Here is a 24,725-nt window from a genome sequence, read left to right on the forward strand (position 1 = left end):
GTCTAAGTCAAATATCTCACTTAGAATAAACGGTTCATACCATTCAGTGTCGCTACACGATACGCTTCCGCCATGGTCGGATAGTTAAACGTGGTTTCTACAAAGTACTTGATGGTATTGTTCGGACTGTTCATGACCGCCTGACCAATATGGATAATTTCAGAGGCATTATTACCGAAGCAATGTACACCCAAAACTTCTAGCGTTTCGCGATGGAACAGAATCTTTAATTCGCCCATGGTATCACCGGTAATCTGTGCACGTGCCAAATGACGGAATGATGCCTGACCGACTTCATACGGAATCTTTTCTTCAGTCAGCTGCTGTTCAGTCTTACCAATCGAAGAAATCTCAGGAATGGTATAAATCCCGGTTGGAATATCAGTCACCGGTGCAACGTCTTTCTCGCCGCTCATGTTGGCACCTGCGCAACGACCTTGGTCATAGGCAGCAGAGGCTAGCGAAGGCCAACCGATTACATCACCGGCAGCGTAGATATTTTCTACTTCAGTCTGATATTGATCATTCACAGTCAATTGACCACGGCTGTTCGGTTTCAGGCCGACATTTTCAAGACCTAGACCATCGGTATTACCTGAACGGCCATTACACCACAAAATTGCATCAGCTTTGATTTTCTTGCCGCTTTGCGTGTGCATCACCACATGGTCATCAAATGTTTCTAAAAAGTCGATCTGTTCATTATGACGAATCAGCACACCCTGCTCACGCAAGTGATAAGACAGCGCATCAGAAATTTCATCATCGAGATAGCTTAAAAGTTTGTGCTGGGTGTTGATCAGGTCAACTTTATGTCCCAAACCAATAAAGATTGAGGCATATTCACACCCGATCACACCTGCGCCATAAATAATGATTTTCTGGATGGAATAGTCCAGATCCAGAATTTTGTCTGAATCAAATACACGTGGATGATTAAAATCAAGAATGTCTGGACGATATGGACGCGAGCCGCTTGCAATGACCAGTTGCTTAAACATCAGCGTTTCTTTAATGCCATCTGGGTTAAATACAAAAATGGTATTTTGATCCTGAACGTAGGCACGACCATGATAAATATCAATTTTATTGCGGTCGTAGAAACGTGAATGTGTATCTACTTGTTGTTGAATAACTTTATGTGCATGACGCAACACTTGCTTCATGGTGAACTGCTTCCAGTCCCCAACTTTTTGAAACAGTGGATCACGTTGATAACGGATAATACTGGATACTGTTTGACGCAATGCTTTACTTGGAATCGTACCGACATGGGTACAGTTACCACCCAGCTGTTCACGCATCTCAACGATTGCAACACGCTTACCAGATTTGGCAAGTTTCATTGCCGCGCCTTCGCCCGCAGGGCCCGAACCTAGAACTACCGCATCATATTTAACGAAAGTCCCACTAACGACCTCTTTTTTACGTGGCATTCAACGCTCCTCAAAATTAAAAAATTCACTTTAATCTACACTCTTATTATGACGTAAATCCTGTTGATTTGGTGTATTTAACTCACATATATTGCTTGATAAGAACATTTTTTAAATGAATACCCCTTTTTGCCCTATTTAGAACGAAGTCCGTTATAATAACTGCGCTATCTTTGAGTATCTCCCCCTTCAAAAACAGTGGAAAAGTTGAATATGTCTGAAAACCGTAAACCTGAACAGGGCGTCAAACTTCGCGGTGCGGAAAAAGTTGCCCGCATTCCTGTAAAAGTTGTTCCTACGGTTGAAACGCCACGCAAGCCGGACTGGATCCGGGTGAAAATGGCGGCACCTGAAGAAGTTCAACGTATTAAAACCACACTACGTCAGCAAAAATTACATACGGTGTGCGAAGAAGCCGCCTGTCCAAACCTGCCTGAATGTTTTGGTGGCGGTACTGCGACTTTCATGATTATGGGCGATATCTGTACCCGTCGTTGTCCGTTCTGTGATGTGGCTCATGGCCGTCCAAATGCACTCGATGCAGATGAACCGCGTCATATGGCAGAAACTATTGCCAATCTGGGTTTGAAATATGCAGTGATCACTTCGGTAGACCGTGATGATTTACTAGATGGCGGTGCACAGCATTTTGTAGATTGTATTAAAGAAGCGCGTGCTCTAAGCCCGAATACCCTGCTGGAAATTCTGGTGCCAGATTTCCGTGGTCGTATGGATATCGCGCTGCGCATCATGACTGAATGCCCACCAGATGTGTTTAACCACAATATCGAAACTGTACCGCGTTTATATAAAGCCATGCGTCCAGGTTCTGACTATCAGCACTCTTTAAACCTGCTAAAAATGTTTAAAGAATACTGCCCGGATGTACCAACCAAATGTGGTCTGATGGTGGGTATTGGTGAAACTGAAGAAGAAGTACTTGCTTTGCTTGATGATCTGCATGCGCATGGCGTAGATTATGTGACGATTGGTCAGTATTTACAGCCTTCAAAAGAACATGCAGCGATTGACCGCTTCGTAACACCTGAAGAATTCGAGCGTTATACTGAACATGGCCAAAAACTGGGCTTCCGCAATATCTGGGCTGCACCAATGGTTCGTTCAAGCTACTTTGCAGACCGCCAATACTACGGCGAACCAGTTCCAGCAGTGCGTCGTAAGGTTGACCCTGCCAAGAAAATTGCAGTTCAGGCCATTGAAGCTTAATCCTGTTTAAATAAATGAAATAAAAGCCCTCTCAAGTAGAGGGCTTTTTTTATCTCTTCAATTTAAATTTTACTGAGCGTTAAACCCCATTTTTTATTTTAGATAAGATTAAGCCATTACTTATCTTCACATTTCGTTGCGCGTTCTCACTTGAAGAATGAGCATTTTTCAAACAATCTCAGAAATAGATGAAAGATTTAAAAATATCGTTGTAAGACTTGAAAACGATCATTCTCACACGTGCAACGCTGAACCTGTCCGATCCTCAAGCGACAAAAAAATGAATGAACTGTGACAAAAATTCTATGAGATCCCCGTATAGGCAGCGTTGTATAAATCTGGAGAACTATAACAATGCTATTTATATTTGCTGTACTACTGCTATTACTCAGTTTATGGGCCGTTTTCTATTTTCAGCTCTCCCGTAGCGCGGGTGCAATTGCGCTGATCATCGTGTCAATTGTCTGCGCTTTTATTAGTCCATGGTCGCTGATTCTAGGAATTCCGCTGATCCTAATTAGCCTTGTAGTGATGATCGACCCTTTACGTATGTCGTTTATTTCCAAACCGGCCTATAAAGCACTGGCAAATGCCATGCCGAGTATCAGTCCGACAGAACGCGAAGCACTGGATTCCGGAACCAGCTGGTGGGAAAAAGAGCTGTTTATGGGTGCACCGAATTGGGAAACCTTTAACAGTTATCCTTATCCAAAGCTGTCGCTAGAAGAACAGGCCTTTCTGGACAATGAAGTTGAAACCTTGTGCAGCATGCTGGATGAATGGGAAATTCATGAGCAAAAAGCGCTGCCTGATCATGTCTGGCAATATATTAAGGAACATGGTTTCTTGGGCCTGATTATTCCCAAAGAATACGGCGGTCGTGCCTTTAGCTCCTTTGCCCAAAGTCGGGTGATGAGCAAGATTGCTTCGCGATCTCTGACCACAGCCGTGAGTTGTATGGTACCGAACTCACTCGGACCAGGCGAGCTGTTACTGCATTATGGTACCGAAGAACAGAAAGACCGTTATCTGCCGGGTCTGGCGCGAGGCGAAGAAATTCCCTGTTTCGGTTTGACCAGTCCGGAAGCCGGCTCCGATGCCGGTGCGATTCCTGATACGGGCGTGGTCTGCTATGGCCAGTTTGAAGGTCAGGAAGTCTTAGGCCTGAGAATGAATTTTTCCAAACGCTGGATTACTTTGGCACCAATTGCGACAGTGGTGGGTCTGGCCTTTAAAATGTATGACCCTGATCATCTTCTGGGTGAACAGACTGAATACGGCATTACCTGTGCCCTGCTCCCTGCCAGTCATGAAGGCGTAATAGTGGGACCACGGCATAACCCCGGACCACCATTCATGAATGGTACGGTTGAAGGTAAAGATGTGTTTATTCCTCTGGACTGGATTATTGGTGGCGTCAAAAATGCCGGCAAAGGCTGGCGTATGCTGATGGAATGTTTGGCAGTCGGTCGTGGCATCTCCCTACCAGCGCTGTCTACTTCTACTTCAGAAATGACTTATTTAAATGTGGGTGCTTTCTCTCGTATTCGTCAGCAATTCAAGATTTCAGTTGGTAAGTTTGAGGGTGTTCAGGAAGCCACCAGTGAAATCGCCAGTGACACCTATATGCTGGAAGCCTTCCGTTATCTGGTCACCTGTGGTCTGAATCAGGGTGGCAAGCCTGCCGTAATGACAGCGATTGCCAAATATTATGCGACAGAAGGCATGCGTAAAGTGGTCAATCACGGTATGGATGTGGTCGGTGGCCGCGCCATTCAGATGGGTCCGCGTAACTTTCTGGCGCCTTATTATCAGGCAATTCCAGTCTCCATTACGGTTGAAGGCGCCAATATTCTTAGTCGTTCCCTGATGATTTTCGGTCAGGGTTCAATGCGTTGCCATCCTTATCTTTATGAAGAATTACAGCTCTTACAAGCAGAAGATCCGGCAGCGGCTCTAAATCCTTTTGATAACTTGCTGTTTAAGCATTTGGGTTACACCTTTAACCGGACTGCTCGCTCCTTTGCCTATGCCTTTACAGGTGGCTCCAATGCTGCGCCGCAAAGTGCTGTTGACTTTACCCGTCCTTATTACAAGATCATTAACCGGCTGAGTGCCAACTTTGCTTTAACTGCGGATATGTGTCTAGGATTACTCGCAGGGGATATCAAACGTAAGGAAATGCTTTCGGGTCGTCTGGCCGATATTCATGCACATCTGTTTATTGCTTCCTCAATTCTGAAATATTTTGAGCATAGCAAAAAGACTGAAGATGAGCGTTTGCATGCACAGCTTGCGGTAGAAAAATCTCTGTATACGGCGCAAGAAGCATTTTTTGATCTGTTTGCCAACTTCCCGGTAGGTACAGCAGCAAGCATGGTCAAACTGTTATGTTTCCCATTTGGCCGTCCAGTACAGAAACCATCAGACCAGCTGAAACAGCAGGTTGCAAATAGCATGATGGAAGACAATGCATTCCGTCAGGTCTTGAAAAAGCATGTCTATTACAATACTCATGAAAATGATGTCACCGGCCGTATGGAATCTACTTTCATCATGTTGCTGGACATTGAACAGCTGTGGGATCGCTTTAAAAAAGCAGAAAATAAAGACCAGTTCAAGGGTTTAAGCTTTGCAGAGCATGTGGCAGATGCACAGCTACATGGTTTTATTAATGATGAGGAAGCAGAAAAATTGCTGCACTACAATGCGCGTCGTTATGACAGCATGTTGACCGATGTATTTGATCTGCATTTGCAGGAGGTATTAGAGCTTGAGAATCCGTATCTCATCAAGGAAGATGCCAAAGGAACGGATACTTCAGTGCAAACTGATCCTTCACACTCAGTATCACCTTAAATAAAACTTGAATTTAAGGTGTCATAAAAATTCCAGAGTGAAGTCATTTTATTACTTTACTCTGGAAGCTTTAAAAGTGGCTTTTCAGCCACTTTTTTTACGACTATTGCACGATGGTATTTCAGATTAAAAGTACTAATCTAACTCTATAAAAAATTGAGGGTAAACAATGTCACAACAAGATTATGAAAATGGCCTGAAAGTCCGTACTGAAGTGATGGGTGAAAGCTTTGTAAAACGTGCTCAGGAAAATACCGTGCCTTTTAGCCAACCATTACAGGACTGGATTAATGAACATGCCTGGGGTTCGACCTGGCAACGTGAAGGTGTATTACCACGTAAATATCGCTCCTTAATTACCATTGCATTTCTGACTGCTCAAAAAAGTCCCACTGAATTGAAAGGCCATGTGCGAGGTGCCCTAAATAACGGTGCAACGGTTGAGGAAATTCAGGAAGTGCTGCTGCATAGCCTGCCTTACTGCGGCGCACCAGCGACTCAGGAAGCGTTTCGTGCAGCGCTCGAAGTGATTCAGGAATATCAGGCAAATCAACAGAATTAAGATTTACTTAGGCTATTGAGCTGCCTAATGAATAAATAAAGCCGGGAATTAAAATTCCCGGCTTTTTAAATTTTAAACTGATATATCTATAGCTATAACTTCTTTAACACTGTCTTTAATATTGTTTGAAAAGATTATCTTCTTAATTCAATTTGAGTCCGCTGTTCCAGTCCTTGCACCGCAGCGGAGAAATCCAACTGGCTGGCCTGTGGCTTGGCAATCTGCTGGAACTGTTGTTGCACCAATGACATCACTGATAAATCCAGTTGCTGCTGTTGCACTAGTTCCAAAGCAATACCAATATCTTTCTGCAATAAATCCAGCGCAAAGGTTTTATGAAACTCACGGCTTAAAACCCGCTGTGCCATGATATTTTCTGACATGCTGCTTTTACCACTGGAATGATTAATACAGTTCAACGCACTGCTTAAATCAACTCCCTGCCCTTTCAGTACAGTCAACCCTTCAGCCAGTGCCCATAAATGGGTCGCCATCAAAGTATTATTAACGGCTTTCACTGCAAAACCAGAACCGCTTTCTCCCACATATTCAATCAAGCCAGCAAAAGCAGCAATGATCGGTTTAGCTTGTTCAAAGGCAGCTTCATTTCCTCCCACCATCACGGTTAAAGTACCGCGTTCCGCTCCAATGGTTTGGCCAGAAACCGGTGCATCCAGATAAAAACTGCTTTGTTGCTCCAAGAGCTTCGCCAGTTTCTGTGCTGATTCCGGTACACCACTGGTACAGTCAATCCAGATTGCCCCTTGTTTGGGTGGATGAGCTGCAATTAATGCTTCTACATCCTGACTGGTCGGTAAACAGGAAAAGATAAAATCTGCCTGAACCGCCTGCTCAATACTCACTGCCTGCGTTGCAAAAGTTTCAGCATGCGCTACAGCTTTCTGTTCAGTCCGGTTCCAGACCCAAACCTGATGTCCGAGTTTTGGCAAATGGGAGGCCATATGCCAGCCCATTGCCCCGAGTCCTAAAAATGCAATTGTATGACTCAAAAAATGCTCCTCATATTAAGCGACTGGCTTAGCCTCGACCTCAGTTACGGTTTCAGCTGGTTCAGATGCTGGTAATTCTTTATCTTCACCACGGTTCAGGAATAGATTCAATAGAATTGCGGCTAAGGTTGCGGTACCAATACCCCCTAGATCAAAACCACCGATCTGCAAGCTATAGTTCCCTGTACCCATGATCAGACACACGGCACCAATAATCAGCGTACTGTTCTTGGTGAAATCAACACGGTTATCTACCCAAATTTTCGCACCAGCCACCGTAATCAGACCAAATACGACAATCGATGCACCACCCAATAAAGCCACTGGAATGGTACTGATCACTGCGCCAAATTTAGGCGAAAGTCCGAGTAAAATTGCGAAGATACCAGCAAAGACAAATACAGTGGTTGCATAAACTCTGGTGACTGCCATTACACCGATATTTTCGGCATAAGTGGTCATGCCTGTACCACCGACAGAAGCTGACAATGAAGTACACACCCCATCAGCAAAGAAACCGCGTCCCATATACGGTGACAGGTTTTTACCGGTCATCGCAGAGACTGCCTTAAAGTGTCCCAGATTTTCTGCAACCAAGATAATTGCCACTGGTGCAATCATTAGCATGGCATTTATTTCAAAGACCGGACTCTGGAAATTTGGCAAACCAAACCATGCTGCTTCACTGACCTTGGTAAAATCAATCGCAGGTCCGAAGCCCATCACATTGGTGAAAAGGAAATAAATCAGGTAGGAAGATAATAAGCCCAATAACAATAATAGACGGCGTACCATTCCTCGGGTAAACACAGCAATCACACTGATACAGATAATGGTGATTAAAGCCATCCACGAATCAAACTGGTTCGCTGAAACACTCTTAATCGCCACGGGCGCCAGGTTCAAACCGATGATCATCACGATCACGCCTGTCACTACAGGTGGCATCAGTTTTTCAATCCAGTTGGTACCAGTTTTCATCACCAGTAGCCCAATCAAGGCATAGACAATACCGCAAGCAATCGTACCGCCAAGGGCTAATCCTATATTTGGATTGGCTCCAACCCCTGAATAACCCGTCACTGCGACGACCGCACCAATAAAGGCAAAGCTTGATCCCAGATAACTAGGCAATCGACCGCCCGTGATCAGGAAAAATAAAATGGTCCCAATCCCAGTAATGAAAATCGTGAGATTGGGATCAAACCCCATTAATAAGGGTGCCAGCACGGTTGCGCCAAACATGGCAAACACATGCTGCAATCCGAGAATAATACTTTTTCCAGCAGGCAGATATTCATCTGTTTGCACGGGTGTGGTATCGAGATTGCCTTGGTAAGGCTTAAATTTTGGAAACCACGTTTCTTTTTCTTGCATCGGCTTCCCCTCCTTGATTAGGATTGAATTGAATTAGCACATTTTGTGTGGCTCACAGTAAGAACGGTTGAAGTACATCAGCGCATTGCCTTGACTCTGGCACATCGCTTTCACCTCACAGAACAGCACGTCATGACTGCCTACGGATAAACATTGGACCACCTCGCAGTCAAAACTGACTAAGGCATCCTCAAGTACAGGTGACTGGGTCACCAAAGTTTTCCAGTTCCCCTGACTGAAACGCTCTGCCATTGGTGTTTTTCCACCAAACAGATTGGATAGATGTTGTTGATGTGATACCAAGGTATTCACACACAACACCTGATTCTTTTTAAAGGTTTCATAAACTGAAGCAGAACGGTTCAGACACACCAGCAACGTTGGTGGTGTATCCGTCACGCTACATACAGCTGAGGCAGTAAATCCTGCCAACCCTGCATCGCCTTGCGTGGTAATGACATTGACTGCAGCCCCCAGATTGGACATGCCCTGACGGAAAATCTGCTGATCGACCTGGGGCAATACTTCAGCTGCGGTTTCAGTCTTTAAAACCTTATTTGATGCATTATTCTCTGCAACCGCTTCCGTGATGATTTTAGACAATTTGGCATTCATGCTGTTCTCCCCGCCCCAAGTCAGTTTTTAGTGACAGACTTAGGGCTGATATAGATGAGATTGAATCAGGTGGATCGGCTTATACATGGGCAATCGAAGCAATTTCGACCAGCGCATCAGGTTTGACCAAACCTGTCTGTACGCAATAACGTGCCGGTTTATCTCCCGGGAAATATTCTGCATAAACTGCATTAATCGCAGCATAATCTGCCCAGTCTTTGACAAAGACATGGTTAAAGGTCACGTCATCCATACTGCCGCCTGCTTCTTCAATCACACGCTTGATGGTTTCCAGAATATGACGGGTCTGTGCTGCGGCATCACCGACATGCACCACATTATTATTTTCATCAAAGGCCAATGTACCGGATACATACACAATATTGTCTGCCTTGGTTGCCGGTACAAATGGCGCTAACGGTTTTGAAGTTCCTGCTGGAATAATGACTTCTTTAGGCATACTGTTTTTTCCTTAATCCTGATCTTTAATTCTTTAGGCACTTTCAGCCAATTTAGTTTCTTTAAGTGATTCACTTTCTTTTTGAAAGGTTTCGACAAAATTTGCGGTATCTGACACCCAGCCAAAGAAGGTCTTGATGTTGTACAGACTGGCTTCGTGGGCTTCGACTGGACCGGCCTGATGGCAAGCATCCGCTAGCGCCACACCGAAATATTCCAGAAAGAAACCATCACGCAGGGTTGATTCCACGCAGACATTGGTGGCAATTCCGACAAAAATTAGGTTACGGATGCCACGAACACGCAACATGCTGTCCAGTGCGGTATTAAAGAAACCGCTATAGCGAGGTTTTTCAATGACCAGATCTTGTGGCAGTGGCTGTAACTCATCAATCAGTTCAAAGTCCCAGCCCCCTTTGGCCAGTAATTGCCCCTGTAATTCGGGACGTTTACGCATGGTCTTTAAGGCATTGGATTTATGGAAATTCGGAGAATCTGTACCACCTGCTTCCTTATATTCTGCATCCCAGCCATTTTTGAAATAAATCACCTGAATACCGGCCGCATGCGCAGCATCGACTGCCTTTTTAATGTTTTCGACTACGGGTTTGGTCTTTGAGACATCAAAACCCGCCAGATCCAGATAGCCGCCCTGCGAGGTATAGGCATTCTGCATATCAATCACAATCAGGGCAGTCTGTTCTGGTGCAAGGCAGATTGCTTCAGGTTCAGCTTTAAGCGTTTTTCCAGTGCCGATTTTTTCTGTGAAACCGGCCCTTACCACTGATTCACTCATGCGCTTTTCTCCAGTACAGGTGCTTCACCCTCAATCACAATATGGTCACGGCATTTCATCAATGGCTGGATTTTCTGACCGAAATCTTCTACACCCTGAACGAAATCATCAAAGGTCAGCAACACACCTTCAGTGCCCTTGATCTCGCCAATTTCATCCAACATTCGTGCCACATTTTCATAAGAACCTACCAAGGTTCCCATATTGATATTCACTGGAGATACGCTAGACGCCATTTGACGGATATTGGTATCTGCACCGGAAGTCGTGTCTTTCCCGCCCTGATTCATCAACCAGTTAATCGCTTCCATATCTGCGCCATCGTTATAGTGTTGCCATTTCACTTGAGCTTCTTCATCAGTTTCTGCCGCGATGACCATAAACAGCACATAAGTCTGTACATCACGACCCGTCACATCTGTTTTTTCTTTTAGGCGATCATTAATTTCTGCATAAGCGGTCGGTGTATTCAGCCCTTTACCAAACACGAAGTTGTAGTCAGCATATTGCGCAGAAAACTCCAGACCGGCATCAGACTGACCAGCACAGATGATTTTCATGTCTGCTTGCGGGCGAGGGCTGACACGACAGTCTTCCATCTGGAAATGTTCGCCCTTAAAGTCTGACTTACCAGTCGCCCAAAGTTCACGCAGAATTTGTACATATTCAGACAGATATTCATAGCGTTTACCAAAATAGTCATTACCTGGCCACATACCCATTTGGGTATATTCAGGTGGTTGCCAGCCGGTCACGACATTCAGACCAAAACGACCATTTGAAATCGAATCAATAGTTGATACCATGCGCGCGACAATTGCAGGTGGCATCACCAGAGTTGCGGCAGTTGCGAAAATTTTAATTTTGCTGGTGACAGCTGCAAGACCTGCCATCAGGGTAAACGTTTCCAGGTTATGTTCCCAAAATTCAGTCTTGCCACCAAAGCCACGCAGCTTGATCATGGAGAGTGCGAAATCGAAACCATAGTGCTCAGCGCGCTGTACGATTTGTTTGTTTAACTCAAAAGTCGGCATGTACTGCGGTGCATTTTCAGAGAGTAACCAGCCATTATTTCCGATTGGACAGAAGACACCTATTTTCATTTTCACACCTCATTATTTTTAACGCTTATTCAAATTTCTGATTCCACTTTGGGAGTTTTATTTACAAGATAAACATTGCAAAGCGTGTGCCAACTATATTTAGTTAATATTTATCAAATACTTAATATTTTATTTTTTGAATTTTTAGTAAAATAACTATTTTTACCGATGAGTCAATTTTGAACATACTGTTTCATTCAAGTGCACTCGTACCAATTTGTGCATTTGCAGTTCATACATCAATTCGAAGTAAAAACCATGCTAATGCTACAAAAATGATTGATTAGAAAAAATAAAAAGCCAGACAATAGGTCTGGCTTTAAAGAAATCTTCAAACTAAGGGGAGATCAGGAATGAAAGGATCAATTGATTCACCTGATCTGTCTCGGTCACAGTAGATGCATGTGCACCTGTATCAAGCAAACTGAGGTGACTATGTGGCAGGCATTGTTGTAATTGCTGTGAACGTTGATAAGGCACCAGAAAATCATCCTGATTGGCAATCAGATGGATTGGAACATCTTTGAGTGCCTGTTGATGCTCTGTTTCCAGTTTAAAGGCCTGTACAGCTTGTAAGCGTGCCAGAACATTTTGGATCGGTGGAAAGACTAATAACTGCTTATTTTCTGCTTCTGTTAACGGGTCAAGATGTGTCGAGATCCAGTGTGGAGGATACAGAAATAAGGCTTGTGCCCGCACATAAGCCTCGGCTCCGCCATTCAACAATAATGATGTGCGTGCCTCGAAACATTTCTGAGTATGAGCATCCAGCTCTCCCCAGGCATTCAACATAGTCAGGCTGAATAACTTAAACGCTTTATCAACCTGATAGGTTGCGAGTTGCATGCCAATATGCCCACCCAACGCATGACCCATAAAATGAAACTCACGAATATTGTGGCTAATCAATAAATCCAGGATCTGCCGGGCCATATGATCTACGGAATAAGGCGTTGGCAACAGTTCAGAATCCGAATGACAACCTTCCTGATCATAGGCCACCACATGAAAATATTGCTGCAAAGCCTCAATTTGTGGATTCCAGAAACTGGCATGTCCGCCTAATCCGGAGGAAAGTACTACATAAGGCGCATCAACCCATGCTGCATGATGAATAAATAAAGACATAAATTTCTCATAGTTTAAATATGAGATGAACGCAGCAAAATATATGCCTAAACAGGACCTTTTTTGAACAACTGTTAAAATTACAGCCAGTAGACATTAAAGCTGTAATAAAATTCTTGTACTTCAAAACGTACGTTATAACCCAGATCTGTTAACTCGGCAGACAAGGCACGGATATCTTCCAAAGGCAGATGTTTAGGAAAAACTGTCAGTACCGCTGTATTGCCTTGCCGGGCATTATCTTCAATCAGTTGTGCCAGACGGGGCTTGTACATTTCAATATCCAGGTTAGCAACATTGGATAAAATTTTGGCCTGATCTGCCGTCATAAAAGTCATTTTTATTTTCTCTTTTAATGTTATTTCACTAAGCTAAATGATTTATAAAGCGCTTAATATTTCACTTTTGTATCAGAACAAGCTGAAATAATTGCATAAAAAAATCCCTCATGATGAGGGATTTTTTTTGATCAAACTTACTGGCCTGGTAGAGGAATATATTGTGAAGCACTGTCTTGTGCCTTACGTTCAGTCACCACAACTTCTAGCCTCATGGTTTTCCCTGCCCGCTCAATTTCAATCTGAATGGTACTGTTTGGCTTTTGCAAAGCCACAAAATTAATCAGATGTGAGGCGGAACTAATCTCTTCCTCATTTACTTTCATAATTTTATCACCACGCTGGATTCCCGCTTTGGCAGCAGGTCCATCTGGGAGCACTTCTGCGACGGTTACGCCTTTTTCTTTAGGTTGCAGAACATCATCACGCTCTGCAGGTAATAAGCTGATCCCTAACCAGCCACGAACCACACGGCCATCTTTCAAAATGGCATTCATCACCTGCTGACAGATTTTGGCCGGAATGGCAAAACCAATCCCCAGCGAACCACCAGACTGCGAGAAGATTGCAGTATTCACACCAATTAAATTACCGGCGACATCAATCAGCGCACCACCCGAGTTACCCGGGTTAATTGCAGCATCAGTCTGCACAAAGTCTTCATAGGTATTAATACCCAAGTCTGAACGGCCCGTTGCCGAGATAATCCCCTGCGTCACGGTTTGCCCAACACCAAAAGGATTACCAATGGCCAGAACCACATCACCGACTTCATTGCCACTGAGTTTAAATGGCAAAACTGGCAATTGCGTCAGTTCAATCTTGATCACAGCCAGATCGGTATCCGGATCAGTTCCGACCACCTTGGCTTCAGCACGACGTCCATCCTGCAAAGCCACTACAATCTGATCGGCCTGTGCAATCACGTGGTTATTGGTCAGGATATAACCGTCTGGACGTACAATTACACCCGAACCTAAACTGTTTTCATTCGGGCTTTGTCCATACTGGTCAGGCAACTGATCGCCAAAGAATTCACGAAATACCGGATCGGTCAGTAAAGGATGCGCCTGTTGCTTGACTTTTTGGGTAGTAAAAATATTCACGACAGCGGGTGCTGCCACTTTTACAGCAGCACTATAGGAGACCACGCCTCCTGAGCGCGACGTATCAATCAACGGCTCTACTTTTTCAGCAGGCATTTTGACACCATCTGGCGCAACTGGTGCCTTTGGTTTTTGTAGTTGTTGCCACCCCAAAAAACCGATAATGACTAAAATCAGTAACACCCAGGGTAACCATGTAAAGGTGCGGCGCACGTTGCTATCCTCTAAAATATTTTAATTCGTTGATGACTAAGTAATTTGTGTCCTATTGTAATGCGAAATACATAACTAAACACAAAAAATTCCACAGAGATTTGTGCAGCTTTAGTTACAATTAGACCTATAGATAAATATGGGCAAGTTTTTAAACTTACAGGAATTTTATGGCGAATTTGAACGATATTATTCAATGGTGTGACCAAACTTTGGCAGCACGTGAATTTAAGGACTATGCACCGAATGGCTTGCAGATTGAAGGCAAATCCGAGGTGAATAAAATCCTCTGTGCTGTGACTGCTTCCCAGAGTGCCATTGAAGCTGCAATTGAGCAAGGCGCAGATTTATTGCTGGTTCATCATGGCTATTTCTGGAAAGGAGAAGCCTACCCAATTACGGGAATGCGTGGTAAACGCATTAAAACCCTGATTCAAAATGATATTTCACTGGTTGGCTATCACCTACCTTTAGACAGTCATCCAACTCTGGGAAATAATGCTGCCATTGCGGATTTATTAGAACTCGAAAATATCGAACAGCTGGATCCGAGTGAAAAACGTCCGATTGGCAATATTGGCTATTTAAAACAGCCAATGAGTCCGGAAGATTTTAAAAATTATGTTTCAGAAAAGCTGGGCTTTGATGCGATTCATCTTCCTGCTGAAAAAACTCAAATCCATAAAGTCGGTTTCTGTACCGGTGGTGCGCAGGATTATATTCAAAAAGCGGCACTACAAGATTGTGATGCCTATATTTCAGGTGAAGTGAGCGAACGCACCTTTTATGAAGCTCAGGAACTGAATGTGCATTATTATGCCTGTGGCCATCATGCGACTGAAAAATACGGTGTGCAACGCTTGGCCAAGGCTATTTCAGAACAGTTTAATATTGAGTATGATTATTTCGAATTAAACAATCCGATTTAATTCGACTGACGGTTATGATCAGTGGCTTTATTCATATATTTTCAGGCTTTATTCTGTATTGTTATTTATACACGATGCCCATTTCTGCCCGATTATCTATTACAATAAAGCCACTTATTGTTAAAACCCAGCAAAATGCAAGGAATTGAAAACATGACAACCATTACTTTACCAGCATTACCTTATGGCTACGAAGATCTTGCTCCACACATCAGCAAAGAAACTTTAGAATACCATCACGACAAACACCACAATACGTATGTGGTTAACCTGAATAACCTGATCGCTGGTACTGAGCTTGAAGGCAAAACTCTAGAAGAAATTATTACAGCAACTGCTGGTGATGCTTCTAAAGCGGGTGTTTTTAATAACGCGGCTCAAGTTTGGAACCACACCTTCTACTGGAACTGTATGGCTAAAAACGGTGGCGGTAAAGCAACTGGTACTTTGGCTGCGAAAATTGACGAAGCATTCGGTTCTTATGAAAAATTTGCTGAAAAATTTGCTGCTGCTGCAACTACTCAATTTGGTTCAGGTTGGGCTTGGTTAGTGGCTGACGAAGTAAACGGTCAGCTTTCAATCATGAAAACTTCAAATGCTGATACGCCAATGGCGCACGGTAAAATTGCAGTGTTGACGATTGACGTTTGGGAACACGCTTACTACATCGATTTCCGTAATGCTCGTCCTAAGTACATCTCTACTTTCCTAGAAAGCCTAGTAAACTGGGATTATGCAAATGCGAAATATGCAGGTCAGCCTGCAGGTGTTGAGAAATAATTTTTTATTTCTTTGCTAAAAAAATCACCCATTTCGGGTGATTTTTTTATTTTTAGGCACTAAATGAATATTAATAAAGCAAACAATTCATTTCTTTACATTAATTGATTGACGACCTGGTTATTCCTCCCTAAAATGCCGATCAGATTCTCCAATAGCTCAGTCGGTAGAGCGACGGACTGTTAATCCGCAGGTCCCTGGTTCGAGCCCAGGTTGGAGAGCCATCTATTCTTCCATAGCTCAGTCGGTAGAGCGACGGACTGTTAATCCGCAGGTCCCTGGTTCGAGCCCAGGTGGAAGAGCCAAGATTCTAAAAAACCCACTCATTGCGAAGTGGGTTTTTTTATAGCTGTATTTTTTAAATTGAGATCATCTTGATTTATATGTGCGATCAACCTCTCATTTCTTATGATCCAGATCACTTATCAAAATTCAGGCTGATCGCGATTTTGTTATTAGAACCGGTTTACATAAACATAACAGTTTGAACTACAAACCTTTTCGACTATTTTTAAAACACTTGATTCAATTTCTGCAGCTTTTTTCTAAAAGTGCCTTGACCCCTTTTCAAATCTCTCTATAATCGCTGTCAGATTCTCCAATAGCTCAGTCGGTAGAGCGACGGACTGTTAATCCGCAGGTCCCTGGTTCGAGCCCAGGTTGGAGAGCCAATCTATTCTCCCATAGCTCAGTCGGTAGAGCGACGGACTGTTAATCCGCAGGTCCCTGGTTCGAGCCCAGGTGGGAGAGCCAAGATTCTGAAGAAACCCACTCATTGCGAAGTGGGTTTTTTTATTCTTCCCTTTTGTGATCTGTGTTTAATTTGAGTCAGTTTATATTTTTTGTGATTGGCTGCCTGGCAACATTTGCATTAGTTTGCCTGCTCTTCCCACATCTCTTCACCCGTCAAAAGAAATTCTATCCAAAGCGCGTCATTACTGCTTTTGAAAGCAGGATGTTTACACGTCTGAAAGATGCCTTTCCTCATCATCACATTCTGGCACAAGTCGCGTTTAGCGCTTTGATCACGCACGATCAGATGAAAATGCGCAATCAATTTAATCGCAAAGTCACAGACTTCGTAGTACTTGATCGTGAATATAATGTAGTAGCGATTGTCGAACTGGATGATCCGAGCCATATTGGCAAAGAGCAGGAAGATGCTGAACGCGATGCCATGCTGATTGCAGCAGGCTATACCGTGATTCGATACACCCAGATTCCGACTATCAGACAACTGCAAAGGGATTTAAAATAAATTAAGCTGCAATTTCGATATTTCTCGCTGCAGCTTGAATTGGATTAATCAAAGCCTCCTGCTCCGCTTTTAATTTCTCGGCAGCTTTTCATGCTTCAAAATTAACCTATCCTCGTCCAATTTAGCGTCTCATCACAAGCATTCTCAGTTAAACCTGCCTTTCTGCAGGATTAGGGTGATAAAGTTTAAATTATCGCTCTATAATCCTTTCGAAAACAAAATATAAGTCAGATGACCTGATTGGCCTGTTCCATTTCTGGCCATCATTACCTTGCTTATTTTTGGCGTTGTTTTTTTATTCAGTGATCGTTTATTTATGCAAAATTCTATTCGTATTGGTATCGCGGGTTACGGTAATCTTGGCCGCGGTGTTGAAACTGCCACCCAGAAAAATCCTGATATGCAGCTTGTCGGTATTTTTACTCGCCGCTCACCAAGCAGCGTCTCTCCTTGCTTTGCAGAAACTCAAGTGTATAGCATGGATGCACTATTAAATGAGTTTAGCGATAAAATTGATGTGCTGATTCTTTGTGGCGGCTCTAAAGATGACTTGCCACAACAGGCGCCTATCTTTGCAAGTAAATTCAATACTGTAGATAGTTTTGATACGCATGCACGTATTCCGGAATATTATGCTGCAGTCGATGTACCTGCCCTTGCTAACAAAAAAACAGCCTTGATTTCTATTGGCTGGGATCCTGGCATGTTCTCGATTAACCGTTTGTTTGGTGAAGCGTTATTACCAGATGGCGAAACTTATACCTTTTGGGGGAAAGGCTTAAGTCAAGGCCATTCAGATGCGATCCGCCGTGTACCGGGTGTAAAAGCCGGTGTGCAATATACTATTCCATCCACTGATGCTATTGAACAAGTTCGCAGTGGCGCACGACCTGAGTTAAGCACCAAAGATAAACATCATCGTGACTGTTATGTGGTCTTGGAACAAGGAGCTGATGCAGCAACAGTTGAACAAACCATCGTCAGCATGCCTGATTATTTTGCAGATTATAATACGACTGTGAATTTTATCAGTGAGGAAACTTTACTGAAAGATCACCAAGATATGCCACATGGCGGTTTTGTCATTCGTAGTGGTAATACCAGTGATGCACAAAAACAGGTGATTGAGTTTTCTTTAAAGCTGAATAGCAATCCAGAGTTTACTGCAAGTGTTCTAGTGGCTTATGCCCGTGCCTGCTACCGTCTGAATCAAACTCAGCAATATGGTGCCAAAACAGCCCTAGATGTAGCACCTGCCCTACTTTCAATTAAATCTTCAGAACAATTGCGCAAAGAATTGCTTTAAGATGATTTAAATATAGCCACCGATCGGATGATGGGTGGCTATATTTTTCCATTCTAGAATACGGCTTGCCTAATTACTAAGTATCGAATATCTACAGTCAAATCATCGTTTGCAGAAACCCATGCAACTATCTACTACACAGACATTTGCAGTATTAGACAAGTGCAAAGGGATTCTAGATAGATTAAGGTGCTGTTGCACTACTTTCAGACGCAGCTTGAGTTGAATCTGCCTTAACATCCTGCTCTGCTTTGAGCTTTTCCGCAGCTTCTCGTGCTTCAATACGCGCAATCATATCTGCCTGCTGCTGCTTGTATTTTTCCTGATTTTTAGCATCACTATTCACTGCAAGAAATGCCATACTAATTAAAAATACCGGAATACAAAGTGCAAGCGTACCGAAGATCAATAGCTTTTTGACACTGCGGGGCTGTGGCTGCTCGGACATAACAAACCTGCTTTAATTTCGTCATTTAATTACACTGCCCAATATAACAAAATAAAGTCATAGCTCAAGCCTTATAGATTAGGCAATAACAAAAGCATCCTTATAGGACGCTTTTTTCTCAGTCGATAGACAGTCACTACCTCAAAGCCAGTAGTATTCCTGCAAAAATAATCAGTCCAATCCAGCGGTTATGCCTAAACGCCCAGAAACACAAATGTGGATTTTTATCTCGAGTTTTAAACCATTGGTAAATAAAATCGAGAGCGACAACAATTAATGCAGCCAAACCAAATGGAATCAGTAAATTTTCTAGCCAAAGTGCTACAGCAATCAAAAGAATACTAATGGCCTGCAAAGCGCTAATGATCTGAATATCATATCGACCAAATAAGATCGCGGTTGATTTCACCCCAATCTTTAAATCGTATTCACGATCTGCAATTGCATATTGGGTATCATAGGCTACGGTCCAGGCCAGATTACCAAAATATAGAAGCCAGCAGGTTAAATCCGGCGTTTGTCCAACTGCGGTATAAGCCATCGGAATCGACCAGGAAAATGCTGCACCCAAAAAGACTTGAGGTAAATGGGTATAGCGCTTCATAAAAGGATAAATAAACGCTAAAAATAAAGCCCCAAATGACCAGTAAAAAGTTTCGATTGGCAGAAAAAATAGTAGGCAGGCACTGGCAGACACCAAAACCAGAAATACCATCACAGCTTCTTTGGCACTGATAATCCCAGTCGCTAGCGGACGGTTTTTAGTACGCTCCACATGTGCATCGACTTTACGGTCAGCAAAATCATTAATGGCACAGCCTGCCGCCCGCATAAAAATCACACCCAAAATCATGGGAATTAAAATTTCAATACGTGGCATTCCCTGAGCTGCAATCCACAGCGCCCACATGGTAGGCCAAAAAACCAGTTCAGTCCCAATCGGTTTATCAAAACGACAAAGATAATAATAGGCGCTAAGACGCTCACGCCAGGTGATTGCTTGTGCGGTTGCCATAAAAATCAAGCCCGTGAATTTTGTATAAAGTGTTCAAATGCCGGTAAAAATGTTTCTTGTACGATAAATTTACAGCCGTGCCAAGTATAGCAGCTCTGACGGGTCCAGCCCTCATCTAAAAGTACCACCCGACGCTGGCAGAGTGGATTGGTGCGCTGAAACAGAAACAAGCCAATCGGTTTGGTGCCAATATGCTGAAAAATTCGGGCTTTTTTTTGCAGGCTTAAAATCGGAAAGATGCTTTTGGCTTTCACCCAAGGAGACTGTTCCGAGCCGTAGAGATAACTTTCACGCACCCAGGAAGTATGCTGATGTGACATCTGCATCCATTTGGCATTGGCAAAGCCTAAACGCTGAAAATGCTCTTGAATTGGCTCGACATGGAATTGTCCTTGCGCCAAATCAGTCAGTTGTTGCGTGAGTGAACCCGATGCATACAGCCACGGTTTTAACTCAACAGGCAGAGTTGACAGCAACACACGCTGATTTTGATTTCTAGAACGACTATTCATTGTTAACAGTTATCTGTTTTTGCAATGATTTCATATTTGCCTTGTGGGGTTTTAATTAAAATAAAACCTTCAGCACTCAAATAAAATGATTCTGGATAAGCATAATCCAGCGCTATTTCAGGATTTTTCAGCGCCACAAATTGAGCCTGCTTATAACCCTCGGGAGTCCGCCCCACTTCAAGATAAGTCACTTCAGAGAAGTTCAACTTAAAACCTTTGTTATGATCTTTTGGATCAATCCATGGATAAAAGCTGGTGTGCTTTTTACGTTGTGCCATTTAAGCCCATCAATCATTTAAAATTATAAATAGATGATACAAAAAAACCCGCGACATGCGCGGGTTTTCTTCGCTTTAATTCGTGATGAATTACAAGCTGTAGTACATATCAAATTCAACTGGGTGAGTAGTCGTGTTTAGACGACGAACTTCTTCAGTTTTAAGCTCGATATAAGCATCAAGCATTTCTTTCGTGAACACGCCACCTTTTAACAGGTAATCATGATCCGCTTGAAGTGCTTCAAGCGCCATATCCAGGCTATGCGCCACTGTAGGGATTTTCGCTTCTTCTTCAGGAGGAAGATCGTACAAGTTCTTGTCAGCAGCTTCACCCGGGTGGATCTTGTTTTGAATACCGTCAAGACCAGCCATCAACAATGCCGCGAAACCTAGGTACGGGTTCATCATTGGATCTGGGAAACGCGCTTCAATACGCTTGCCTTTCGGGCTAGACACGTAAGGAATACGGATAGATGCAGAACGGTTACGCGCTGAGTAAGCAAGCATAATCGGTGCTTCGAAATGTGGAACCAAACGCTTATACGAGTTTGTAGAAGGGTTGGTGATCGCATTCAAAGAACGAGCATGTTTAATTACACCACCGATGAAGTACAACGCCATTTCTGAAAGGCCTGCATATTCATCACCAGCAAACAGGTTTTTGCCGTCTTTAGAGATCGACATATGCACGTGCATACCAGAACCGTTATCACCCACCATTGGTTTAGGCATAAAGGTTGCTGTTTTTGCATATTGATGCGCAACGTTCCAAACCGCATATTTGAACTGTTGAACTTCGTCTGCTTTACGCACCATAGTGTTGAAGCTCACACCAATTTCTAACTGGCAAGAAGCAACTTCGTGGTGATGTACTTCTACACGACCTGGACCCATGATGTCTTCGATACGCGCACACATGTCTGCACGCATGTCATGTGAAGAATCTACAGGAGGAACTGGGAAGTAACCGCCTTTTACGCGTGGACGGTGACCAGAGTTACCGCCTTCGTAGTCTTTGTTAGTTGACCAAGCAGCTTCTTCAGCGATCAATGTATGGCGCGCGCCAGACATGTCGATTTCCCATTTTACTTCGTCAAATACGAAGAATTCTGGTTCTGGACCAAAGAATGCAGTGTCACCGATACCGGTAGATTTCAAATATTCTTCTGCACGGCGCGCAATCGAACGTGGGTCACGATCATAACCTTGACCAGTTGATGGCTCGATGACGTCACAAGTTACAACAACTGTTGGCTCTGCAAAGAACGGGTCGATAAAACCTGTTGCCGCATCCGGACGTAAAATCATGTCCGATGCTTCGATGCCTTTCCAACCTGCAATTGAAGAACCGTCAAACATTTTGCCGTCTTCAAATGTATCTTCATCAATACTGTCTGCTGGGTAAGTGACGTGTTGCTCTTTACCCTTGGTATCAGTAAAGCGAAAATCGACCCATTTTGCGCCACTTTCTTGTATGAGTTGAAGGACCTTGTTCGCCATGCTCATTTTGCTCCGATGTTTTTGTTGCACCCGTGAAGTGCGTGTTAGCAGTTGATAGTTATTAAGCAATTACCGTACCAACTTTTAAAAGTATAGATAAAATCTTGAAATCTTTATAAGAAATCATGAAGTGACAAAAATACTTTGCGGCTATTATACTAGCTGCAAAACTAAATGCACTATATTCAAGCATTCTTCATTTATTTTATTTCAGCTTTATTTTTTAGCGCACCTAAATAGTGCATGTATCTATAAAAATGTATAAGAAACATAGCTTTTTATAGCAAATATGCTGCTTTTTCTTACTTTTGTTATATTTTTACTTGTTTTTGGCTAAAAATTGAGCTTTTTTTAGTAGATATCAGTAAAGAAAATTTTGCGATTCATTTGGGATTGTATGCCTATTATGAGGCATTTTCTTTAAATCTACTTTCAATAGAAAAGTTTATATAAAGCTTAATTATTCAAGTGATGTTTTTTTCATCAAGCATTTTACCTCTCTTTGACCTTAATTTTTTCATTTTTAAGTTTTACTCTAAAAAATAGCCTTTTAAATCTTTCTATGAGTAAGCCTATTACTTTAAATCATTATAAAATTTTATTTAATTTTCTACAGGTTTTTAAAGCCAATAAATTGAGCGAAATTGTTGCGCCGAATGGGGCTATTTTTTGCTATGATGAAGCGTGCTTTATTTTCACACAATGAAATCAATGATTTAGTTGTGTCAGGCAAGTGCTTGCAACACGTATAAATAAAGTACGATCTGGACAACATTAGCACAGTTAAGTGCATTAATTTCAATAGGTTAAGCTCATGCTTTTAATGATCGACAACTATGACTCCTTTACTTATAACATCGTCCAATATTTTGGCGAACTGAATCAAGAAGTAAAAGTAGTCCGTAATGATGCCGTGACATTGGAAGATATAGAGCGATGGCAACCTAAGTATTTAGTGATTGGCCCCGGCCCGTGCTCGCCAAGTGAGGCAGGAATTTCTATTCCTGCCATTCAGCATTTTGCTGGCAAAATTCCTTTACTGGGCGTTTGTCTTGGTCATCAAAGTATTGGGCAGGCATTTGGCGGTGATATCGTGCGTGCCAAACGTGTCATGCATGGCCGTCTGTCTGATATGTACCACAGTGATACCGGGATTTTCAGCAATCTTCCTTCTCCATTTCCTGCAACGCGCTATCATTCACTGGTGATTGATCAAGCTACCTTGCCCGAATGTCTGGAAGTCACCTGCTGGACCAATGAAGCGGATGGCTCTATGGAAGAAATTATGGGTGTGAAACATAAGACATTGCCGGTCGAAGGCGTACAGTTCCATCCTGAATCGATTCTGAGCCAGCATGGTCATCAAATCTTTAAAAACTTTCTCGAAATTTATGCCTAAGAACATCTTATGAATATTCAACAAGCTTTAAGCAATATTACTAAAAACATTCACCTGACTCAGGATCAAATGCAAGACGTGATGCGTGCCATCATGTCAGGTGAAGCGACCGATGCCCAGATTGGTGCCCTGCTGATGGGCTTACGCCTAAAAGGCGAAAGCATTGATGAGATTACTGCAGCTGCACGTGTTATGCGTGAACTTGCCACTAAAATTGATGTCAGTGACATTCCTTATCTGGTCGATATCGTCGGCACAGGCGGTGACGGTCAAAACCTGTTTAACGTTTCTACTGCCTCTGCATTCGTGATCGCAGCAGCCGGTGCAACTATAGCCAAACATGGTAACCGCGGCGTTTCGACCAAATCAGGTTCGTCAGATTTGCTAGAACAGGCCGGGATTAATCTGGACCTGAATATGCAGCAGACTGAACGCTGTATCCGTGATGTCGGTGTCGGCTTCCTGTTTGCACCGAATCATCATCAAGCCATGAAATATGCAATCGGCCCACGTAAAGAATTGGGGATTCGCAGTATTTTCAACCTGCTCGGTCCTTTAACCAATCCGGCTGGCGTACAACGTCTGGTCATTGGCGTATTTTCCAATGAACTCTGCCGTCCAATTGCCGAAGTTATGAAACAGCTCGGTGCTGAACATGTGATGGTAGTACATTCACGTGATGGTCTGGATGAAATCAGTATAGCCTCTTCAACTCATGTTGCTGAACTGAAAAATGGCGAAGTCACCGAATGGGACATTATTCCTGAATCGGTCGATATTGAATCGCAAACTCTGACCGGACTGATTGTGGAAGATTCTGCGCAAAGTCTGGCTTTAATCAAAGATGCACTGGGCAAGAAAAAATCAGACATCGGCGATAAAGCCGCCAATATGATCGCGCTGAATGCCGGCGCAGGTATTTATGTCTCCGGTTTGACCAGCAGCTATAAGCAAGGTGTTGCGCTGGCACATGACATTATCTATGGCGGTCAGGCACTTGAGAAAATGAGTGTACTGTCTGAATTTACCAAAACTATTAAACATTACGAAGCTTAATTCGGTCAGGGATTT

Annotated in this window: 24 protein-coding genes and 4 tRNA genes; 13 read left to right on the forward strand and 15 right to left on the reverse strand. The window is 43.1% G+C overall.

Annotated features, from left to right (window positions below; translation table 11 throughout):
• Positions 1–20 precede the first annotated feature (20 nt).
• Complete coding sequence (sthA, locus tag AC1IR0_RS00965) at positions 21–1,436, reverse strand: Si-specific NAD(P)(+) transhydrogenase (RefSeq protein WP_114541495.1); 1,416 nt, start codon at positions 1,434–1,436, stop codon at positions 21–23.
• A gap of 213 nt (positions 1,437–1,649) precedes the next feature.
• Between sthA and lipA the strand changes: the two genes are divergently transcribed.
• From lipA to AC1IR0_RS00980, 3 genes are all read left to right on the forward strand, one after another.
• The gene (gene lipA, locus AC1IR0_RS00970) at positions 1,650–2,663 is read left to right on the forward strand and encodes a lipoyl synthase (RefSeq protein WP_005246834.1); all 1,014 of its coding nucleotides are present in this window, start codon (positions 1,650–1,652) and stop codon (positions 2,661–2,663) included.
• 354 nt (positions 2,664–3,017) lie between these two features.
• Entirely contained in the window at positions 3,018–5,522 is a 2,505-nt protein-coding gene (locus AC1IR0_RS00975) for an acyl-CoA dehydrogenase (RefSeq protein ID WP_409652835.1), read from the forward strand.
• 169 nt (positions 5,523–5,691) lie between these two features.
• Entirely contained in the window at positions 5,692–6,084 is a 393-nt protein-coding gene (locus AC1IR0_RS00980) for a carboxymuconolactone decarboxylase family protein (RefSeq protein WP_479741101.1), read from the forward strand.
• A gap of 134 nt (positions 6,085–6,218) precedes the next feature.
• On the opposite strand, the gene AC1IR0_RS00985 is transcribed toward AC1IR0_RS00980, so the two are convergent.
• The 9 genes from AC1IR0_RS00985 to AC1IR0_RS01025 all read right to left on the reverse strand — a co-directional run bounded on the left by AC1IR0_RS00985 (position 6,219) and on the right by AC1IR0_RS01025 (position 14,229).
• Positions 6,219–7,058, reverse strand: coding sequence for an NAD(P)-dependent oxidoreductase (locus AC1IR0_RS00985; protein ID WP_479741150.1), 840 nt, complete (start codon positions 7,056–7,058; stop codon positions 6,219–6,221).
• 51 nt (positions 7,059–7,109) lie between these two features.
• On the reverse strand, positions 7,110–8,471 hold the full coding sequence (gene rutG, locus AC1IR0_RS00990; RefSeq protein ID WP_180003994.1) for a pyrimidine utilization transport protein G: 1,362 nt from the start codon (positions 8,469–8,471) through the stop codon (positions 7,110–7,112).
• A gap of 33 nt (positions 8,472–8,504) precedes the next feature.
• On the reverse strand, positions 8,505–9,086 hold the full coding sequence (rutF, locus tag AC1IR0_RS00995) for an NADH-dependent FMN reductase RutF (protein WP_479741102.1): 582 nt from the start codon (positions 9,084–9,086) through the stop codon (positions 8,505–8,507).
• A gap of 79 nt (positions 9,087–9,165) precedes the next feature.
• Positions 9,166–9,546 carry a pyrimidine utilization protein C gene (gene rutC, locus AC1IR0_RS01000; protein WP_064095517.1) on the reverse strand — a complete coding sequence of 127 codons (381 nt, stop codon included), beginning with the start codon at positions 9,544–9,546 and terminating at the stop codon, positions 9,166–9,168.
• 33 nt (positions 9,547–9,579) lie between these two features.
• Positions 9,580–10,341 carry a pyrimidine utilization protein B gene (gene rutB / locus AC1IR0_RS01005; RefSeq protein ID WP_479741103.1) on the reverse strand — a complete coding sequence of 254 codons (762 nt, stop codon included), beginning with the start codon at positions 10,339–10,341 and terminating at the stop codon, positions 9,580–9,582.
• Complete coding sequence (rutA, locus tag AC1IR0_RS01010; RefSeq protein WP_312326418.1) at positions 10,338–11,444, reverse strand: pyrimidine utilization protein A; 1,107 nt, start codon at positions 11,442–11,444, stop codon at positions 10,338–10,340. Before rutA ends, rutB begins: the two co-directional genes overlap by 4 nt.
• 336 nt (positions 11,445–11,780) lie before the next feature.
• Positions 11,781–12,572, reverse strand: coding sequence for a pyrimidine utilization protein D (rutD, locus tag AC1IR0_RS01015; protein ID WP_114541487.1), 792 nt, complete (start codon positions 12,570–12,572; stop codon positions 11,781–11,783).
• Between the two features lie 80 nt (positions 12,573–12,652).
• Complete coding sequence (locus AC1IR0_RS01020) at positions 12,653–12,910, reverse strand: hypothetical protein (protein WP_278357802.1); 258 nt, start codon at positions 12,908–12,910, stop codon at positions 12,653–12,655.
• A 137-nt stretch (positions 12,911–13,047) separates the two neighbouring features.
• A complete protein-coding gene (locus tag AC1IR0_RS01025) occupies positions 13,048–14,229 on the reverse strand; it encodes a S1C family serine protease (protein ID WP_409652826.1) in 1,182 nt (393 codons plus the stop codon).
• Between the two features lie 170 nt (positions 14,230–14,399).
• Between AC1IR0_RS01025 and AC1IR0_RS01030 the strand changes: the two genes are divergently transcribed.
• The 8 genes from AC1IR0_RS01030 (at position 14,400) to AC1IR0_RS01065 (ending at position 18,502) form a co-directional block, all read left to right on the forward strand.
• Entirely contained in the window at positions 14,400–15,158 is a 759-nt protein-coding gene (locus AC1IR0_RS01030; RefSeq protein WP_253175257.1) for a Nif3-like dinuclear metal center hexameric protein, read from the forward strand.
• 153 nt (positions 15,159–15,311) lie between these two features.
• The gene (locus tag AC1IR0_RS01035) at positions 15,312–15,938 is read left to right on the forward strand and encodes a superoxide dismutase (RefSeq protein ID WP_409652824.1); all 627 of its coding nucleotides are present in this window, start codon (positions 15,312–15,314) and stop codon (positions 15,936–15,938) included.
• A gap of 148 nt (positions 15,939–16,086) precedes the next feature.
• Positions 16,087–16,162, forward strand: a tRNA-Asn gene (locus AC1IR0_RS01040).
• A 5-nt stretch (positions 16,163–16,167) separates the two neighbouring features.
• Positions 16,168–16,243 (forward strand) — tRNA-Asn (locus AC1IR0_RS01045).
• A gap of 290 nt (positions 16,244–16,533) precedes the next feature.
• Positions 16,534–16,609: transfer RNA gene (locus tag AC1IR0_RS01050), tRNA-Asn, on the forward strand.
• Positions 16,610–16,615: 6 nt separating this feature from the next.
• Positions 16,616–16,691: transfer RNA gene (locus AC1IR0_RS01055), tRNA-Asn, on the forward strand.
• A 61-nt stretch (positions 16,692–16,752) separates the two neighbouring features.
• Complete coding sequence (locus AC1IR0_RS01060) at positions 16,753–17,196, forward strand: DUF2726 domain-containing protein (protein ID WP_004279650.1); 444 nt, start codon at positions 16,753–16,755, stop codon at positions 17,194–17,196.
• Between the two features lie 316 nt (positions 17,197–17,512).
• Positions 17,513–18,502: a diaminopimelate dehydrogenase gene (locus AC1IR0_RS01065; protein WP_409652820.1), complete on the forward strand. Its 990-nt coding sequence runs from the start codon at positions 17,513–17,515 to the stop codon at positions 18,500–18,502.
• 184 nt (positions 18,503–18,686) lie between these two features.
• Here AC1IR0_RS01065 and AC1IR0_RS01070 read toward each other — a convergent pair whose 3' ends face one another.
• The 5 genes from AC1IR0_RS01070 to glnA form a co-directional block, all read right to left on the reverse strand.
• Positions 18,687–18,950, reverse strand: coding sequence for a hypothetical protein (locus AC1IR0_RS01070; RefSeq protein WP_005107416.1), 264 nt, complete (start codon positions 18,948–18,950; stop codon positions 18,687–18,689).
• A 136-nt stretch (positions 18,951–19,086) separates the two neighbouring features.
• Positions 19,087–19,965, reverse strand: a complete 879-nt coding sequence (ubiA, locus tag AC1IR0_RS01075) for a 4-hydroxybenzoate octaprenyltransferase (protein WP_005107417.1) — start codon at positions 19,963–19,965, stop codon at positions 19,087–19,089.
• A 5-nt stretch (positions 19,966–19,970) separates the two neighbouring features.
• Complete coding sequence (locus AC1IR0_RS01080) at positions 19,971–20,477, reverse strand: chorismate--pyruvate lyase family protein (protein WP_071851873.1); 507 nt, start codon at positions 20,475–20,477, stop codon at positions 19,971–19,973.
• Positions 20,478–20,479: 2 nt separating this feature from the next.
• The gene (locus AC1IR0_RS01085; RefSeq protein WP_004279642.1) at positions 20,480–20,755 is read right to left on the reverse strand and encodes a hypothetical protein; all 276 of its coding nucleotides are present in this window, start codon (positions 20,753–20,755) and stop codon (positions 20,480–20,482) included.
• Between the two features lie 90 nt (positions 20,756–20,845).
• Positions 20,846–22,261 (reverse strand): type I glutamate--ammonia ligase, encoded by a 1,416-nt coding sequence (gene glnA, locus AC1IR0_RS01090; RefSeq protein ID WP_004279641.1) that lies wholly within the window; start codon positions 22,259–22,261, stop codon positions 20,846–20,848.
• Between the two features lie 808 nt (positions 22,262–23,069).
• On the opposite strand from glnA, the gene AC1IR0_RS01095 reads away from it, so the two are divergent.
• Positions 23,070–23,654, forward strand: coding sequence for an anthranilate synthase component II (locus AC1IR0_RS01095; protein ID WP_004646400.1), 585 nt, complete (start codon positions 23,070–23,072; stop codon positions 23,652–23,654).
• A gap of 9 nt (positions 23,655–23,663) precedes the next feature.
• Positions 23,664–24,710 (forward strand): anthranilate phosphoribosyltransferase, encoded by a 1,047-nt coding sequence (trpD, locus tag AC1IR0_RS01100; protein ID WP_253175246.1) that lies wholly within the window; start codon positions 23,664–23,666, stop codon positions 24,708–24,710.
• Positions 24,711–24,725: the final 15 nt, after the last annotated feature.

It is taken from the genome of Acinetobacter sp. 129952, from assembly GCF_056642055.1.

Coding starts and splice junctions, on each gene's coding strand:
- sthA (WP_114541495.1), bottom strand. CDS start 1,436: ATGCCACGTAAAAAAGAGGTCGTTAGTGGGACTTTCGTTAAATATGAT.
- lipA (WP_005246834.1), top strand. CDS start 1,650: ATGTCTGAAAACCGTAAACCTGAACAGGGCGTCAAACTTCGCGGTGCG.
- AC1IR0_RS00975 (WP_409652835.1), top strand. CDS start 3,018: ATGCTATTTATATTTGCTGTACTACTGCTATTACTCAGTTTATGGGCC.
- AC1IR0_RS00980 (WP_479741101.1), top strand. CDS start 5,692: ATGTCACAACAAGATTATGAAAATGGCCTGAAAGTCCGTACTGAAGTG.
- AC1IR0_RS00985 (WP_479741150.1), bottom strand. CDS start 7,058: ATGGGCTGGCATATGGCCTCCCATTTGCCAAAACTCGGACATCAGGTT.
- rutG (WP_180003994.1), bottom strand. CDS start 8,471: ATGCAAGAAAAAGAAACGTGGTTTCCAAAATTTAAGCCTTACCAAGGC.
- rutF (WP_479741102.1), bottom strand. CDS start 9,086: ATGAATGCCAAATTGTCTAAAATCATCACGGAAGCGGTTGCAGAGAAT.
- rutC (WP_064095517.1), bottom strand. CDS start 9,546: ATGCCTAAAGAAGTCATTATTCCAGCAGGAACTTCAAAACCGTTAGCG.
- rutB (WP_479741103.1), bottom strand. CDS start 10,341: ATGAGTGAATCAGTGGTAAGGGCCGGTTTCACAGAAAAAATCGGCACT.
- rutA (WP_312326418.1), bottom strand. CDS start 11,444: ATGAAAATAGGTGTCTTCTGTCCAATCGGAAATAATGGCTGGTTACTC.
- rutD (WP_114541487.1), bottom strand. CDS start 12,572: ATGTCTTTATTTATTCATCATGCAGCATGGGTTGATGCGCCTTATGTA.
- AC1IR0_RS01020 (WP_278357802.1), bottom strand. CDS start 12,910: ATGACTTTTATGACGGCAGATCAGGCCAAAATTTTATCCAATGTTGCT.
- AC1IR0_RS01030 (WP_253175257.1), top strand. CDS start 14,400: ATGGCGAATTTGAACGATATTATTCAATGGTGTGACCAAACTTTGGCA.
- AC1IR0_RS01035 (WP_409652824.1), top strand. CDS start 15,312: ATGACAACCATTACTTTACCAGCATTACCTTATGGCTACGAAGATCTT.
- AC1IR0_RS01065 (WP_409652820.1), top strand. CDS start 17,513: ATGCAAAATTCTATTCGTATTGGTATCGCGGGTTACGGTAATCTTGGC.
- AC1IR0_RS01070 (WP_005107416.1), bottom strand. CDS start 18,950: ATGTCCGAGCAGCCACAGCCCCGCAGTGTCAAAAAGCTATTGATCTTC.
- ubiA (WP_005107417.1), bottom strand. CDS start 19,965: ATGGCAACCGCACAAGCAATCACCTGGCGTGAGCGTCTTAGCGCCTAT.
- AC1IR0_RS01080 (WP_071851873.1), bottom strand. CDS start 20,477: ATGAATAGTCGTTCTAGAAATCAAAATCAGCGTGTGTTGCTGTCAACT.
- AC1IR0_RS01085 (WP_004279642.1), bottom strand. CDS start 20,755: ATGGCACAACGTAAAAAGCACACCAGCTTTTATCCATGGATTGATCCA.
- glnA (WP_004279641.1), bottom strand. CDS start 22,261: ATGAGCATGGCGAACAAGGTCCTTCAACTCATACAAGAAAGTGGCGCA.
- AC1IR0_RS01095 (WP_004646400.1), top strand. CDS start 23,070: ATGCTTTTAATGATCGACAACTATGACTCCTTTACTTATAACATCGTC.
- trpD (WP_253175246.1), top strand. CDS start 23,664: ATGAATATTCAACAAGCTTTAAGCAATATTACTAAAAACATTCACCTG.